Raw genomic sequence first — 15904 nt, 5'->3', positions numbered from 1 at the left:
CAAAACAACAACAGAACAATCTGGAGGGCGTATGGCTTTCAAAAGCGAAGAACTCGCAAAAGCCTATTGGCGCGATAATATCAGCCTAGTACTTAAGTTGCTGGCTGTATGGTTTATCGTTTCATATGGTTTCGGCATTATCCTGGTGGACTGGCTTAATCAGTTTACTTTCTTCGGCTTTAAGTTGGGCTTTTGGTTTGCTCAGCAAGGCTCGATCATCACTTTTGTTATTCTAATTTTCGTGTATGTGAAACGCATGGCGGCCTTAGATAACAAATACGAAGTTCACGAAGAGTAAGGGGCCGAAACATGGATATTCAAACTCTCACGTTTATTATCGTCGGTGCCACCTTCGCGCTTTATATTGCGATTGCTATTTGGTCGCGTGCCGGCTCAACCTCTGACTTCTATGTTGCCAGCGGCGGTGTACATCCGGTTATGAACGGTATGGCCACTGCAGCAGACTGGATGTCAGCGGCTTCGTTTATTTCGATGGCGGGTATAATTGCTTTCGCCGGTTATGACGGCAGTGTGTACTTGATGGGTTGGACCGGTGGTTATGTTCTCTTAGCCCTGTGTTTGGCGCCATACCTGCGTAAGTTCGGTAAGTTTACGGTGCCAGATTTTATTGGTGACCGGTACTACTCGCAAACCGCACGTACTATCGCTGTTATTTGTGCCATCTTGATCTCCTTTACTTATATTGCAGGCCAGATGCGTGGTGTGGGCGTGGTATTCTCGCGCTTCTTAGAAGTTGATATTGCTACCGGGGTGTTTATCGGTGCGGTTATCGTGTTCTTCTACACCGTGTTAGGTGGCATGAAAGGTATTACCTACACTCAGGTTGCACAGTACTGCGTATTGGCATTCGCCTACTTAGTACCAGCAATCTTTATCTCTTTCCAAATGACCGGCCACTTCCTGCCACAAACAGGTTTTGGTGCAACCATTGCGGAAGGGGTAGCTGGTGAGGGCACCTATTTGCTCGATAGGCTGGATGGCCTGTCGGCGGAATTAGGGCTGGCCGCATACACCGAGGGCATGCGTTCTAAAATTGACGTATTCGCAATTACCTGTGCCTTAATGGTCGGTACTGCAGGTTTACCACACGTTATTGTTCGCTTCTTCACCGTACCTAAGGTGAGTGATGCACGCTTGTCTGCAGGTTGGGCATTGGTGTTTATTTCTGTGGTTTACTTAACTGCGCCATCAATTGCTGGTTTTGCAAAAGTTAACCTGATCAACACAGTAAACGGTCCTGATCTACAAGGCGTTGAGTATGAAGCTGCGCCAGAGTGGATTAAGAACTGGGAAAAAACTGGTTTGATTGGTTGGGAAGACAAGAACGAAGACGGCAAAATGTTCTACTCAGGTGATGATCGCAACGAAATGACTGTTGACCGCGACATCATGGTATTAGCGAACCCTGAAATTGCTGACTTACCAGCTTGGGTTGTTGCACTTGTTGCTGCCGGTGGTGTTGCCGCTGCGTTGTCAACTTCGGCAGGCCTGCTGTTGGTTATCTCAACATCGGTATCGCATGACTTACTGAAACGAACCTTAACTCCGAATATTACTGATAAGCAGGAGCTAATGTGGGCCCGTGTGGCCGCCGCAGTAGCCATTGCACTGTCCACGTGGTTTGGTATTAATCCGCCCGGCTTCGTGGCGCAGGTGGTCGCCTTCGCGTTCGGCTTAGCCGCAGCGAGCTTCTTCCCTGCGATTATTCTGGGTATTTTCCACAAACGTATGAATAGCACAGGTGCTATTGCCGGTATGCTTGTGGGTATTGTGTTCACCTTGGCGTATATTATTTACTTCAAGTTTGTGAACCCAGCCGGAAATATTCCAGAAAACTGGTTATTCGGTATCTCGCCAGAAGGCATTGGTACTGTGGGTATGGTGCTGAACTTCGTTGTTTCTTATGCTGTGCATAAGATGACAGGCGATGCGCCGCAAGATACTCAGGACTTGGTTGAGTCAATACGTTACCCGCGCGGTGCGGGTGGCGCGACGCACTAAGATAAAAAAGCCCGGCATTCGCCGGGCTTTTTAATTCAAAAGCGATATTAGCTATTGGATATTAGAGTCATCGGTTTCGGGTTTTGCTAATATCCAATATCCAATATCGTACTTGGGTTTCAAAAACATGCAGCCGGAATTTACTGACGTACAACGCTTTTTACTCGACTGCCCGCCATTTGATGAGCTTAATAGTGAGCAACGTCAGTGGGTGGCGCAGCAAATTAAAGCCGCTTATGTAAACGAGCACAATGTGGATGCGCTGTTCAAGCAGCACAGCCCGGCACTTTATATTGTGCGCTCAGGCGGTTTTGATTTGCTGGCGCCGGACCAACACGTGATTGAACGGCTGGAGTCCCATGATTTATTTGGGTATCCGTCGTTGTTGAGCGGTCGGCCGGTGGTAAATAAGCTGAAGGTCATTGAAGACGGTATTATTTATATTGTCAGCGCGGGTGCTTTTGATAAATTACGTCAAAACTCACGTGCATTTGAGCAATATTTTATTCGTGCCCATGGCCAACGTTTGCTCGGTGAAGTATCACGGCCTTATTCGGCGGGAAGTACGACAGCCAATGGCGATACGCAGCGGTCGGCCGATAGTGCGCGCACCGCAGTTTTGGATAAAACCCCAGGTTTTGATGCGTTGGAACTGACCATAGGCGAGGTGGTGTCACGTAAACCGGTAACGCTGCCGATGTCGGCCACGATTCGTGAAGCGGCGCAACTGATGCGCGACCATAAAGTTTCCTCGGTGATGATTTTGGGTGCAGTCCCTGTTCCGAACCCCGAAGAGGGTGCGTCGGGTGCAGTTCCTGTTCCGAACCCCGAAGAGGGTGCGGAGCCGGGACTGCACCCCACCTCCCCATCGCAAAAGCTATTCGGCATTCTCACCGACCGCGACCTACGCAACCGCGTCATTGCTGCTGGCTTAAGTTACGACATTCAAGTGAATGCTGCGATGACACAGGCGCCTGCCACAGTTTACGGCCGGCAAACGCTGATGGATGCGCTTACCTTGATGACGCAGCACAATATTCATCACTTACCTGTGATTGATGATAACGACCAGCCCATTGGCATGATCACCAATACCGACTTGATGCGGCAGCAACGCAGCGAGCCGGTGATGCTGATTAGCGCGATTAATAAAGTGGAAACACGTGAGCAACTGATTGAGGAAGCCAAGCAAATACCGGCGTATATGCAAACCTTCGCGGCACGGGTGCATGACACCACCATGGTGGGGCGTTTATTGGCTTCACTCACCGATAGTATGACGCGGCAACTGATTCGCTTGTATGAGCAAGAGCACGGTGTTGCGCCCGGCACCTATTGTTGGATAGCGTTTGGTTCGCAAGGGCGCGAAGACCAAGTACTCAGCTCGGATCAAGATAACGGCTTGCTGCTTGGTAATGGGCTTAACGAGCAACAGCTGGAATGGTTTAAGGGGCTGGGGGAGTTTGTGTGCTCAGGGCTGAATGAATGCGGTATTCCGCTGTGCCCGGGGGATATTATGGCGTCCAATGCCGACTGTCGCCGCACGTTAGACGGTTGGCTTGAACGGTTCCAAACCTGGACAGAAAGCCCAACGCCGAAAGCCCTGATGTATTGTCAGATATTTTTTGATTCGCGCATGGTGCATGGCAATAAACGTTTGTATCAGCGTTACCGCGAAGAAGTGGCAAAGCTTGGCAAGAAAGATTTCTTTCTAGGAAATTTGGCGCGCTTGCAGGTGAGTGTGCAGGTGCCGCTGGGGCTGTTTAATCGTTTTCGTGGCACTGAATCAGGCAAAGATAGTGATTTGATCAACATTAAGCGCTACGGCATTGCCTTGATCAACGACATTGTGCGTATCTATTCGTTACAAGCGGGTTTAACTGTGCCGCAAACGCTACAACGATTGGAACAGCTACGTGGCAGTAATTTGTTGAACCGTAAAGACAATCAGTCATTGGCGGAGGCTTGGCAGTTTTTGACGCAGCTACGCCTGCAACATCAGTTGGATATATGGGGAACCGATAAGCCTAAAAACGCACTGGACCCTGATGAATTAAGTACCTTAACCCGGCGCCAATTAAAAACTGCCTTCCGAATTATTAAGGAATGTCAGCAGGGCGTGGGGTTAAAATTTGGCCGCGTGGGTTAATGCATGTTTGGCTATTTAAAGCGCTGGTGGTTAAAAACCATACAAGTGCGCAAATCATGGACGCATCACACCTATATTGCCCTAGATATTGAAACCAGTGGCTTGAACCCTAACACCGATCAGTTACTGGCCGTGGCTTGGGTTGAGATTAAGCCGCCGGTGATTGACTATAAAACAGGTCGCTACTACCTGATAAAGCATGATCAGACCGATTTAAAGCAGTCGCCAGTAGTGCATGGCTTGGTGAGTAAAGACTTTCTTGAAACCACGGAACCGCGCGCAATGTTAGAGCAGCTTGCTGAAATTTTGCGGGGCAAGGTTTTGGTTTGTCACCATATTCAGCTCGACTGGAGTTTTTTAAAGCATGCCGCACGTCAACATGGAATCAAACTTGAACCCCTTGCTCTATTCGACACGTTGGCGTTTGAAGCCAAGCGTTTAAAACGTCAGCAACACCATATTGAACGCGGCTCGTTAACCCTCGCTGCCTGCCGCGCGCGTTATGGCCTGCCAGAGTACAATGCACATCATGCGTTTAGCGATGCTGTCGGCTGCGGTGAATTAATGCTGGCGCAAGGTTATAAATTCGCCGGCAGCTCAAAATCCCGCCTGTGGTGATCCTTTTTTGTGCAAAGCGCGTTTGAAACGCGATGACTGACGTAATTTTAATGTTAAAAAGGCATTGAAAATAGTTTCCCTGTGTAGTTAACTAAGTGGGATTCTATACAAGTCAGTTATAACTGCTGTAGAACACTCAGAACTCGGCTTGAAAGCAAACTCGAAAAATAGGCTTCAAGCCGAGATAAATATAATGAATCGGGGAGTAAGACATGGCTAAAAAATCATTTTTAGCGAATTCGATCCAAGCTGCGTTAGTAGCTGGGTTCAGCTCTGCGTTGTTAGTTGGTGCACCTGCTTTTGCGCAAGACCAAACTGACAACCAAGAAGTTGATCGCGAAGAAGTTGAGAAGATCCAGGTAACTGGTTCTCGTATCGGTCGTATCGGTGAAAGTTCACCTACGCCAATCACTGTTATTGACGGTGACGCGTTAGTTGAAACTGGTGCGATGAACATTGGTGAAGTTTTAAGCCGTTTGCCAGCATTGGCAACCACCTTCACCTTAGCAAACTCAGGCCGTTTTATCGGTACTGCAGGTATTAGTACCCTGAACTTGCGTAACATGGGTGTTGACCGTACCTTGGTATTGGTTGACGGTAAGCGTCACGTATCAAGCTCGCCAGGTTCTGGTGCTGTTGATACTAACACCATTCCAAGTGCTTGGATTGAGCGCGTTGAAATCATCACTGGTGGTGCATCAGCGGTATACGGTGCTGACGCTGTAACGGGTGTAATCAACTTCGTATTGAAGAAAAACGTTGAAGGTTTGAACGCTACCGCTACCCGCGGTTATGCCGATAATCATGAATACGACAACGAAAAATACACCTTGTCATATGGTACTAACTTCAATGGCGGCCGCGGTAACATCGCTTTCTCTGTTGAGTACAACGGTCAAGATTCATTGAACTCGTTGGATAACCCTTGGACAGCTACATCTTTCGCTAACTTCCGTTATGAAGACCTGTATGGTCCACGTACGGCAGAACAGCAAGATGATCCAGCATTCCCTGATCAAATCTTGCTTCCAAACGCAGGGTACTATGCAATCTCGAATCCAGGTACTACCTGGAACCCGTTCACTGGCGGCATCATGGGCACGTTCAACCCAGATGGCAGCTATCGTGACGTTTATACTGGCGATGTAGTTAGCGGCTTGTTCTGTCAAGATTGTGACTATATTAACTTGCGTCAGTACAACGAGGTGCAACCGAAGTTCTCGCGTACCAACTACAACGTAAAAGGTAACTACGAAGTCAACGACGACATGTCCGTTTATTTTGATGCCAAATACGTAAACAGCAAAGGCCAGAACATCGGTCAGCCGTTCTTCCGTTTCTATGCTACGGGCGCGGCGGCAGCAGGTTACCCTTACTTGATGAAGCGTGACAACGCATTCTTACCTGAAGGCTTAGCGCAAGAAATGGATGACTTAGGCATTCCATTTGTTGGTGTTAACCGTATGTACAACGATGTAGGTCGTCGTATTGAAGAAAACACCCGTGAAACAACGCGTTTCGTAGTGGGTTCTGAAGGTAACTTGAACCAAGACTGGACGTATGACGTGTCATTGGTTTGGGGTAAATCTGAAATTGAGCGTGTTAACGGCGCGAACGTGATCTTCCAAAACATGGAATGGGCACTGGACGCAGTTGACGATGGTACAGGTAACATCGTATGTCGTAGCGCTGAAGCGCAGGCTGACGGTTGTGTGCCTATCAACATCTTTGGCGACGGTATGCCAAGTCAAGAAGCTCAAGATTACGTGACCACTACGTCAATCGGTACTTCTGAAATTGAACAAACTGTATTCAACGCAGCGTTTACCAATTCATTCTTGTATGAATTGCCAGCTGGTTTCGTTGGTTTTGCAGGTGGTGTTGAATACCGTGAAGAGAAATCTGTCACTGTAGAAGACCCGTTCGCTAAAACTGGCGCAACCTTCTTCAACGCGTTGGGTGAAACTGACGGTAAATACGACGTTTCTGAAGTGTTCGGCGAAGTTACCGTGCCTTTAGTAAGCGACGTAGCATTCGTTGACATGTTGACGTTTGACACCGCTGTACGTTTTGCTGATTACTCAACTATCGGTAACGCAACCAGCTGGAAAGTTGGCTTCGACTGGACCGTGAATGATCAATTCCGTACGCGTGTTACTTATGCCGAAGCGATTCGCGCACCAAACATCGACGAATTGTTCTCTGGCCAAAGCCAGTCATTCGCGAGTGTTAACGATCCATGCCGTACCAGCAACCTTGCTGATTTGAGTGGCGAAGCACGTACCCGTCGTGAGCAAAACTGTGCCGCACTTGGTGTGCCAGCAGATTTCGACTCTGACTACGATGCAGCAACACTTGAAACCTTAGTAGGTGGTAACCCTGACCTGAACGAAGAGTCAGCAGAAACCCTTACTGTTGGTTTTGTATACACGCCAACTTGGTTAGAAGGCTTCTCAGCAACTGTTGACTACTGGGAAATCGACATCGACGATACCATCAGTGGCATTGGCTTCCAGACTGTTCTTAACCGTTGTGTAGACGCTGAAAGCGTTGACAACCAATTCTGTAACCTTGTTGACCGTGATCCAGCAACAGGTGAAATCACCTTAATGCGTGGTTTCGCGTTGAACATCGCGCGCAGCTTGAACTCTGGTGTTGATTTCGAATTCGCTTATGAAACTCCATTGTTTGATGGCGAGTTCACCACCAACTTAATCGGTACTTATTTGATTGAAGCGAAAGACTATCCATTCGCTGATGAGCCAGATAACTTCACTGATTATGCTGGTATCACCGGTGACCAAGATCTGCAAATGCAGTTACGCTTCGGCTACCGCGTTGGCGCATGGTCATTCGGTACCAACACCCGTTACTTGAACGGTGTTGAACTGTACACTGCGGATTCATTAGAGCGTAACCCTAACCCAAGCAACGAATTACGTTGGGGTAGCTACGCGGTAACTGATGTAAACGCAGGTTACAAATTCGACAATGGTTTCGGTGTGAGCCTTGGTGTTGATAACTTCTTTAACCGTCGTCCACCGGGCATAGCAAACACTGCTACTGGCGCGGGTTCAGCGGTTTATGACAACATCGGTCGCTTTGCTTATTTACGTGGTACATACACGTTCTAAGCTGTTAGCTTAATCGGTAAAAGTGTAAGCCCGCCTCTGCAAAGAGGCGGGCTTTTTTTATTTATATTTACAATCAAATGGTTTAATTGCACTTCTGGGCTTGTGAAACGGCTTTGTTTTAATTAATATCGGGTGATGTCGGGTGTTTTTTATGCATGCGAATGCGTTAAAACGCACGATTTATAAGACGCACGCGGGCGTTCACGTGCCGACTTTAAACCTAGTAAATCACGTATAAGTGATCCAGGGAGAACACAGTATGTATACTAATAATAAATTAGCTAAGTCTATCCGCTTGGCTCTTATGTTCGGTGGCGCTTCACTTGCGTTGTCAGGCACTGCGGCAGCGCAGGACCAGTCTGGCGAAGAGCAAGCTGAAGAAGCTCAAGAACGTATTACCGTAACAGGTTCACGTATCAAACGTACTGACTATGAATCATCTAGCCCAGTACAAATCACTTCTTCTGAAGAAATCAAAAACTCTGGTTTTACCCGTATCGAAGATTTGATGAACAGTCTTCCACAGGTAGAAGCAGCACAAACTTCTTACATCGCTAACGGTGCATCTGGTGTAGCAACACTTGACCTTCGTGGTATCGGTACTAACCGTACTTTGGTACTTATGAACGGTCGTCGTCTGCAATCAGGCGGTATTTACTCGCAAGCAGCTGACGTTAACCAAATTCCATCAGCTTTGGTTGAGCGCGTAGAAGTGCTTACCGGTGGTGGTTCTGCTACTTACGGTGCTGACGCCGTATCTGGTGTTGTCAACTTCGTAATGAAAGATGACTTCGAAGGCTTAGAAGTTAATGTCGGTGCATCTGGTTACCAGCACAGCAACGGTAACGACTACATGCAAGGCCTGATGGATGAGCGTAACTTCGGTTATCCTACTGGTGGTAGCGGTATCGACGGTAAGTCATACAACATCGACGTAACCATGGGTAGCAGCTTCGCTGGCGGTAAAGGTCACGCAACTGCTTACGCTACATGGCGTCAAATCAATGAGCTTCGTCAAGAATCACGTGACTATTCATCATGTGCTCTGAACGCAGCTGGTACTGCTTGTGGTGGTTCATCTACTGCGCCATTACCAAACACATTCTTCGCGCCAGTTGTTGGCGGTGAATACGATCTTGACCAAGAAGTTTGGTGGTCATTGAATGGTGACGGCAGCTTCTCTCCGTATGATGGCAGCAACGTTTACAACTACGCGCCAGTTAACCACTTCATGCGTCCAGATACTCGTTACACTATGGGTGCGTTCGTAAACTATGAAGTAAACGACTCATTCCGTCCGTATATGGAACTGAGCTACATGCATGACCGTACTGTTGCTCAGATCGCTGAGTCAGGTACTTTCTACGCATTCCGTCAAGACATCGACATCAATAGTGCACTATTCAGTGACGCACAACGTGCGCAATTCCGTAGCGAATTCGGTCCAGACGTTGAAACTATTGGCGCCTACATTGGTAAGCGTAACGTTGAAGGCGGCCCACGCATGAACAACCTGGAACACAGCGCGTTCCGTATGGTAGTTGGTGCTGAAGGTTACTTGAATTCAAACTGGTCATATGACGCGTCATTCCAGTTCGGTTCAACTTCTTCAAACACTGCGTATGTTAACGACTTCTACGTTAAGTATGTACAAGATGCGTTAGAAAACGCTGAATACGACGTATTCACTCCAGGTGGTGTAACTGCAGAATCTGCTGATGCACTAGGTGGCGTTGCAATCATGACTGGTATCACCTCACAGCGTATTGTTAACGCATTCGTGACCGGTGAATTGGGCGCAAGCTTGCCATCTTCTGATTTGCCAATGGCTGCAGTATTTGGTGTTGAAAACCGCGAAGTAGATTTCGAGCGTACTGCTGACACTATCTACCAAGAAGGCGCGTTGGCTGGCCAAGGCGGCCCAACTAACAGCTTGGCTGGCGGTTACAACGTTAAAGAATTGTTTGGTGAGTTGAGCGTACCAATTGCTGAAGGCCGTGACGGCATTGATAGCATGACCTTAGATTTAGGTGTACGTTTCTCTGACTACAGCACTTCTGGTAACGAAACGACTTATAAAGCAGCTTTAGATTACAACATCACTGCTGACTGGAAAGTTCGTGCAAGCTACAACCGTGCAGTACGTGCTCCAAACGTTGGTGAATTGTTCGCTGCAACCTCTATCGGTTTGTGGGGTGGTACTGACCCATGTGCGGGCGATACTCCTGAGTTCACTGCAGCGCAGTGTGCTAACACTGGCGTAACTTCAGCGCAATACGGTAATGTTGATGCTAACCCTGCATCACAGTACAACGGTTTGTTCGGTGGTAACACTGAGTTGCAACCAGAAGTAGCTGATACCTTAACATTCGGTGTTGTTGCGAACCCACTTGACAACTTGAACTTCACAGTTGACTACTGGATTATCGAAATCGACGAAGTTATCGGTACCTTGGGCGCTTCAAACACACTTCGTTTGTGTGGTGAAACTGGCGACGCAGTTTACTGTAACAACGTAAACCGTGCTCCATCAGGCAGCTTGTGGCGTGGTAACGATGGATTCGTTCGTGCAACTAACATCAACGTTGGTTCTGAAGAATATAGCGGTGTTGACGTAAACGCTAACTATACTCTTGAAGACGTTCTTGGCGGTACTATTACTGCACGTATGAATGGTTCATTGTACCTTGAGAAGTACGCAGATAGCGTAGGTCAAGACTGTGCGGGCTTAATCAGTTCAAACTGTTTCCCACAGCCAGACTGGCGTCACTCTTTAACCATGACGTACACTCCGGATGATATCTGGACTGCACAGTTGAAATGGCGCTACTTCGGTGGTGTTGACTATGAAGGAACTACTGACCAGTTATTGGTTGGTAAAGGTATTGGTTCACAAAGCTACTTAGACGTAGTGGGTACTTTTGATGTGAACGAAAATACTTCAGTTCTTGTTGGTATCAACAACATCCTAGATAAAGAGCCACCATTGGTTGGCGGTTCACTGTCTACTAACGCAAACACTGTTGCTGGTTTCTACGACACATTGGGTCGTTACATCCACGCAAGCGTAACTTTCCGCTTCTAATAGCGAAAGAATTAGCGTTTAATAAAACGGCGACATTAGTCGCCGTTTTTTATTTCCGCTTCAGTAAAACAACAGCATTCCAGGATAAGTAACATGAGTGAGCAGTCATCGGTAACCGATATTCAAAGCATTACAAAATACGTATCCACACTAGTGAAAGGCGGACAGCAACAAGCTGCACGCGACTACATTGAAGATGCGGTCGGCAAAGAGCCAGATTCTGCTGCATTACTTCACTTAGCTGCACAGGTATGCAACCAGCAAAGCGATCTGCATGGCGCGTTGGCGTATTTAACCCGCGCAATTAAGGCTATGCCAGAGCAAATTGTGTTCCATATTGACCGATTGTATGTGCTTGACCGCTTAAAAGAGCGTAAACAACTGGCAACTGCGCTAGAAGCTGCAACCAAGCTCGCGCAAGACAACAGAAAGTATCAACAACAGCTTGCACGTTTTTATACGCAGTTGGATCAGCCAGCGAAAGCCTTGGCGATTATTGAAAGCCTGCGTAAACAGCACCCCGATGACATTGTATTGGCCTTTGATGAAGGGCTGAACCGCTGGTTCTTGGGCGATAGCAAAGCTGCTGAAAAAATAATTAAGAAAGTTTGTGATAACGAGCAAGCGCCGAGCATGGCATATTACGTGCTTGCACTGCTGCGTAAACAAACTAAAGCGCGTAATCATATTGAAGCGCTAAAAGCGCGCGCTCGCGCCAATGAAGTTGCCGACACACCGATATGGTTTGCTTTAGCGAAAGAATATGATGACCTTGGTGAGCATGAATTGGCATTTGATGCCGCAACCAAGGGCAATGCATTACAAAAGAAAATTACACCATATAACGAAGCCGCAGAGCTTGATGCGCTGCAGCAACTCACCCAAGTTGCGAAAACTTGGAACGTGCAGGGGCGTGGCAATAAGAAGACCGCGATAACGCCAGTATTTGTAGTGAGCATGCCCAACAGTGGTGCAACCTTGGTTGAGCGCTATTTAGCGGCACACCCAAAGGTGAAATCATTGGGTGAGTTTGCTGATTTCCCGTTACTACTCAATGAAGCTATAGCAAGCTACCTAGCTGAACACAGCGGGGCGACACGCGAACAAGCGCTGCAAAACTTGAACTACACCGATCTTGGCAAAGCGTATTTGGCTAAACTTTCAGAAGTTGCTGATGGGCACGAATTTGTTGTTGATAAACTGCCATTCAACTTCTTGTATTGCGGCTTGATCAAAAAGGCGCTGCCAACCGCGAAAATCATTCACGTGCAACGTGATGCGTTGGACACCTGTTGGTCAATTTACCGCACATTGTTCAGTGACCGTTATGCCTACGCGTACGATCAAGCTGAACTGGGGCATTATTACTCGCACTACCAGGCCTTAATGAGTGCGTGGCAATCAACACTTGGTGATGAGATGCTTAGCGTTGATTATGAAGCCATGGTTAGTGACAGCGCAGCAACTCAGCAACAGTTGCTTGAGTTCTGTGGCTTAAGCGCCGACCCAGTGCAAGATGACTACGTAAGCGTTGCTACCAGCGTTACTACAGCACGCGGCGAGCCAATGAATCAAAAGGTGTACGCTAAAGCCAAAGGCCGCGCTAGTGCCTATAACAAGCACTTAGCAGCCTTAACTGACGCTTTAACTGAGCTTAAATAACCATTGGGGTTAATGCGGTGACACCTCAGGGCTTAAAGACACAACTTGAACACCTTTGCCAGCAGTTGGTTGAGCAGCCAAATAATCTTGGTTTGCTTGACCAAGCTGCCGCTTTGGCAAGCCAAATGAAGATGCCCGAGCAAGCCGCAGAGCTCTACCGTACTTACGTGCACCATCATCAACAGCATGCCGGCGCGCAGTTCAATTGCGGTTATTATTTGCGTGTTGCCGGGCGTTATGCCGAGGCGATTGAGCATTATCAACAGGCACTTGCCTTGGGTATCAGCCAGCCGGAAGAAGTACATACCAACATTGGCGTTATTTATAACGAAGGTTTGTTGGATAACCAGCAAGCACAGCAAGCTTTTTTGCAGGCACTAACTATTGCGCCGAACTATGTGCCCGCTTTGTATAACTTGGCAAATAGCTATGAGCAAGACGGCGACAAGCAACAAGCCGCGCACTATTTCAATGAAGTAATAAAACGCCAACCTGATTATGCCATGGCGTATGTGCGACTGGCCGATGTGCACAAAGCTGAAGGTAGCGATGATGCGTTGATTTGTCGGTTGCGAAGTTTTTTGGAAGGCGGCAAGCAACCTTTAAACGAGCGCATTGATATTGCGTTTGCGTTGGGCAAGTTGCATGACGACTGCGGCAGCTACGACTTAGCCTGGCAGTTCTATCAGCAGGCCAATACGTTGAACGCGACTACCATGCCAGCATGGGACGTTGCCGAACAAGAAGCGTTACTTCACACCATCATTGAAAATTATACTGCGCCAGTTACGGCGACAGGTGGAGCAAGCCAACCCAAACCGTTGTTTATTTGCGGCATGTTTCGCTCGGGCTCCACCCTGTTGGAGCAAATGCTGGGCGCTCACGATTCGATAACCAGTGGTGGCGAGCTGGAGTTCTTCCCACGCCTTTGGCAGCAAGTGAAACGCGAAGGCATAGGTGCCTTTAGTCAGCGTACGACCGCACAAGACTATGCGGCGATAGGGCAGGACTACCTTGAATTCGTGCAACAGCGCTTCGGCCATGACGGTTGGGTGACGGACAAGCGGCCAGATAACATTTGGTTGTTGGGCCTTATTAAACGGGCGTTACCTGATGCGAAGTTCATAGTCACGCGTCGGCAGCTTTTGGATAACTGTTTGTCGGTGTATTTCACCCGTTTGGGTGCGTCAATGAATTACGCCAACTCTGTAGAGCACATTCAAGCGTTCTTAGCTCTCGAGCAGCAGTTGCTCGCGCACTGGCAACAGGTGTTTGGTGATGACGTACAGGTGGTGGACTATGATGCCTTGGTGGCGGATCCTGAAACCGAGTTAGGCCGCGTGTTCAAATGGCTGGAACTACCTTGGCAAGCACAATGCTTGGCGTTTCATCAACGCACTAACGCCGTACGCACGGCCAGTGTTTGGCAAGTGCGACAACCTCTTTATAAGTCGTCGTCGGGTCGCTGGCGAAACTACCAAAAATATCTAAAGTAAGTACGCACTTACCATGCTGGTGAGATATCGCAAGGTGCTGTCATACGAATGCCGTCACCTTGGAATGGCACCGTGCCGTGGAAGAAGTAGCTAGGAAAGAATACGCAGTAACCCACCTTCGGACAAACCGCATGCACCTTCGGCTCTACATTCGGTAACTGCATGCCAGGGTCGCCAAATTGAATCCAACCGGCCTTCGTGGCGTCATCAGGTTGCACTTGCTGCGGCAGCTGAATGTAGGTGCAGCATGATATCCAACCTTCTGGGTGCACATGATTGGAATGAAAACCCTTTTCAGCTAAGCGTACCGACCACGCTCCAGTAAACCGGGTGCCGTGGCTTTTACGCTGCAAAAATGGATGGCTCGAGCTATCGGGTAGGCCTTTAACATACTGTGTCGCAGCCGCCTCAATCATAGCTTCAAATTCGGCAATGATAGGAAATTTTTGGGCAAACAAGTTACCAACCGTTTGCGTGCCGTTGCGCACACTTTGATCAAGTGGCTGTTGCTGGGTTTTGTGTAAGCCCTGCAGTGCTTGGGCGAGCTCAGCCATGAATTGTTCGGTGTTGGCATAAGTCTTCGGTGCTTGCAGTGGAATGATTTTTACGAACTGGTCGTAATTATTTAGCGCATCGGCTTCAGCACGGCCTAACGCATGCAAGCAAAGCGCTTTGTAGGCTAAGGCTTCTTGGCTGTGCGGGTGTAATTTTTCCACCGCTTTTAGATTCGTTAGCGCAGTTTCGTATTTCCCCATGCGCATCATGCTGGTGGCGTAATCAATTCGATGGCGCAATACGTCAGGCTGTAACTGAAGCGCCTGTTCATAGGCGGCCACAGCATTGTCGAGTTTTTCTAAGCGCATGAAGGCCGAACCTTTCAAATGAAGAAATTCAGCACCGTCGGGCAGATCTTTTAGGGTTGCTTCGCAGGATTCCAAGCATGCCTGCGGCTGATTCGACATCAGCAAATGTGCCGCGAGGCTATAGCGCAATTGACGCGATTGCGGCAATTTTTCAAGCGCTTTGGTTAACGAGGTAAGAAACTTCTCCTGCGGGCCATGTTCCCAATACAATTTATTCAAAGCAACATGCGCATCAATGTATTCAGGAATTTGGCTGACGAGATTCTGCAATATCGCTTCGGTTTGCTCGTACTGGGCCAGGTCGTAATGAATGCAGGCTAAGTAGTAGTCAACAATTGGCAACGGCTTGGCCAGCCGTTGGCGTGCCTTTTCAATTGCCTGCAGTGCTTCGTCGGTTAAACCCATCGTGCGATATAACTGAGCCTGCAATAAATAGGGTTCAAATTGTTGCGGCTGTTGCTCACGCAGTGTGTCGCATTCAGTTTGCGCGCCAGCATAGTTACCCTGCTGAATATAAAGCGAAATTAAGCTTTTTCGTGAAGGTGCATGAGTGGGGTTATATTTGAGTGAAGTTTTTAAGTAGTCAGCGGCGGCTTTCGGTTGATGTTGGTTCTGTAAACATAGCGCAAGAACGTGCAATACATCGGGGTGTTTTGCGTTAAACCGCACTAAATGACGGAATTGTTGTTCGGCTGAACTAAATTGCCCGGCCCGAAACGACGCAACTGCTTGCTGGAATAACTTCTGGATATCAGCCATAACGACACTTTCTATTATTATTATTGTGTAGTTTTTGTACCAGAGTGCGACGAACTAATCAAGTATTGCGATGAATTGCGGGTGAAGTGCGATTTGGCGTCCACTTTAGTACTACG

At 48.1% G+C, this 15904-nt stretch carries 9 protein-coding genes; 8 read left to right on the top strand and 1 reads right to left on the bottom strand.

The features are described from left to right. Positions 1 to 31 precede the first annotated feature (31 nt). The 8 genes from EGC76_RS01510 to EGC76_RS01475 all read left to right on the top strand — a co-directional run bounded on the left by EGC76_RS01510 (position 32) and on the right by EGC76_RS01475 (position 14166). Complete coding sequence (locus tag EGC76_RS01510; protein ID WP_092856100.1) at positions 32 to 298, top strand: DUF4212 domain-containing protein; 267 nt, start codon at positions 32 to 34, stop codon at positions 296 to 298. A gap of 11 nt (positions 299 to 309) precedes the next feature. Continuing rightward, positions 310 to 2022 (top strand): sodium:solute symporter family protein, encoded by a 1713-nt coding sequence (locus EGC76_RS01505; RefSeq protein WP_128351248.1) that lies wholly within the window; start codon positions 310 to 312, stop codon positions 2020 to 2022. 127 nt (positions 2023 to 2149) lie between these two features. Continuing rightward, positions 2150 to 4171 carry a DUF294 nucleotidyltransferase-like domain-containing protein gene (locus tag EGC76_RS01500; RefSeq protein WP_128351247.1) on the top strand — a complete coding sequence of 674 codons (2022 nt, stop codon included), beginning with the start codon at positions 2150 to 2152 and terminating at the stop codon, positions 4169 to 4171. 3 nt (positions 4172 to 4174) lie between these two features. Next, positions 4175 to 4789 carry a 3'-5' exonuclease gene (locus tag EGC76_RS01495; protein ID WP_128351246.1) on the top strand — a complete coding sequence of 205 codons (615 nt, stop codon included), beginning with the start codon at positions 4175 to 4177 and terminating at the stop codon, positions 4787 to 4789. A gap of 212 nt (positions 4790 to 5001) precedes the next feature. Further along, positions 5002 to 7923, top strand: a complete 2922-nt coding sequence (locus EGC76_RS01490) for a TonB-dependent receptor plug domain-containing protein (RefSeq protein WP_128351245.1) — start codon at positions 5002 to 5004, stop codon at positions 7921 to 7923. Between the two features lie 259 nt (positions 7924 to 8182). After that, positions 8183 to 11008, top strand: coding sequence for a TonB-dependent receptor domain-containing protein (locus tag EGC76_RS01485; protein WP_128351244.1), 2826 nt, complete (start codon positions 8183 to 8185; stop codon positions 11006 to 11008). Positions 11009 to 11101: 93 nt separating this feature from the next. Continuing rightward, positions 11102 to 12670: a tetratricopeptide repeat-containing sulfotransferase family protein gene (locus EGC76_RS01480; protein WP_128351243.1), complete on the top strand. Its 1569-nt coding sequence runs from the start codon at positions 11102 to 11104 to the stop codon at positions 12668 to 12670. A 17-nt stretch (positions 12671 to 12687) separates the two neighbouring features. Beyond that, positions 12688 to 14166: a sulfotransferase gene (locus EGC76_RS01475; RefSeq protein WP_128351242.1), complete on the top strand. Its 1479-nt coding sequence runs from the start codon at positions 12688 to 12690 to the stop codon at positions 14164 to 14166. Positions 14167 to 14174: 8 nt separating this feature from the next. On the opposite strand, the gene EGC76_RS01470 is transcribed toward EGC76_RS01475, so the two are convergent. Further along, a complete protein-coding gene (locus tag EGC76_RS01470; protein ID WP_128351241.1) occupies positions 14175 to 15788 on the bottom strand; it encodes a tetratricopeptide repeat protein in 1614 nt (537 codons plus the stop codon). Positions 15789 to 15904: the final 116 nt, after the last annotated feature.

The organism is Pseudidiomarina gelatinasegens, assembly GCF_004025325.1.
GTDB classification, from domain to species: Bacteria; Pseudomonadota; Gammaproteobacteria; order Enterobacterales; family Alteromonadaceae; genus Pseudidiomarina; species Pseudidiomarina gelatinasegens.
The sequence above is the reverse complement of the archived record's forward strand: the minus strand, read 5'-3'. Positions and strand labels throughout refer to the sequence as shown.

Bases quoted from the DNA above. Each gene is read 5' to 3' on its own strand.
- EGC76_RS01510 (WP_092856100.1), top strand. From the start codon at position 32: ATGGCTTTCAAAAGCGAAGAACTCGCAAAAGCCTATTGGCGCGATAAT.
- EGC76_RS01505 (WP_128351248.1), top strand. From the start codon at position 310: ATGGATATTCAAACTCTCACGTTTATTATCGTCGGTGCCACCTTCGCG.
- EGC76_RS01500 (WP_128351247.1), top strand. From the start codon at position 2,150: ATGCAGCCGGAATTTACTGACGTACAACGCTTTTTACTCGACTGCCCG.
- EGC76_RS01495 (WP_128351246.1), top strand. From the start codon at position 4,175: ATGTTTGGCTATTTAAAGCGCTGGTGGTTAAAAACCATACAAGTGCGC.
- EGC76_RS01490 (WP_128351245.1), top strand. From the start codon at position 5,002: ATGGCTAAAAAATCATTTTTAGCGAATTCGATCCAAGCTGCGTTAGTA.
- EGC76_RS01485 (WP_128351244.1), top strand. From the start codon at position 8,183: ATGTATACTAATAATAAATTAGCTAAGTCTATCCGCTTGGCTCTTATG.
- EGC76_RS01480 (WP_128351243.1), top strand. From the start codon at position 11,102: ATGAGTGAGCAGTCATCGGTAACCGATATTCAAAGCATTACAAAATAC.
- EGC76_RS01470 (WP_128351241.1), bottom strand. From the start codon at position 15,788: ATGGCTGATATCCAGAAGTTATTCCAGCAAGCAGTTGCGTCGTTTCGG.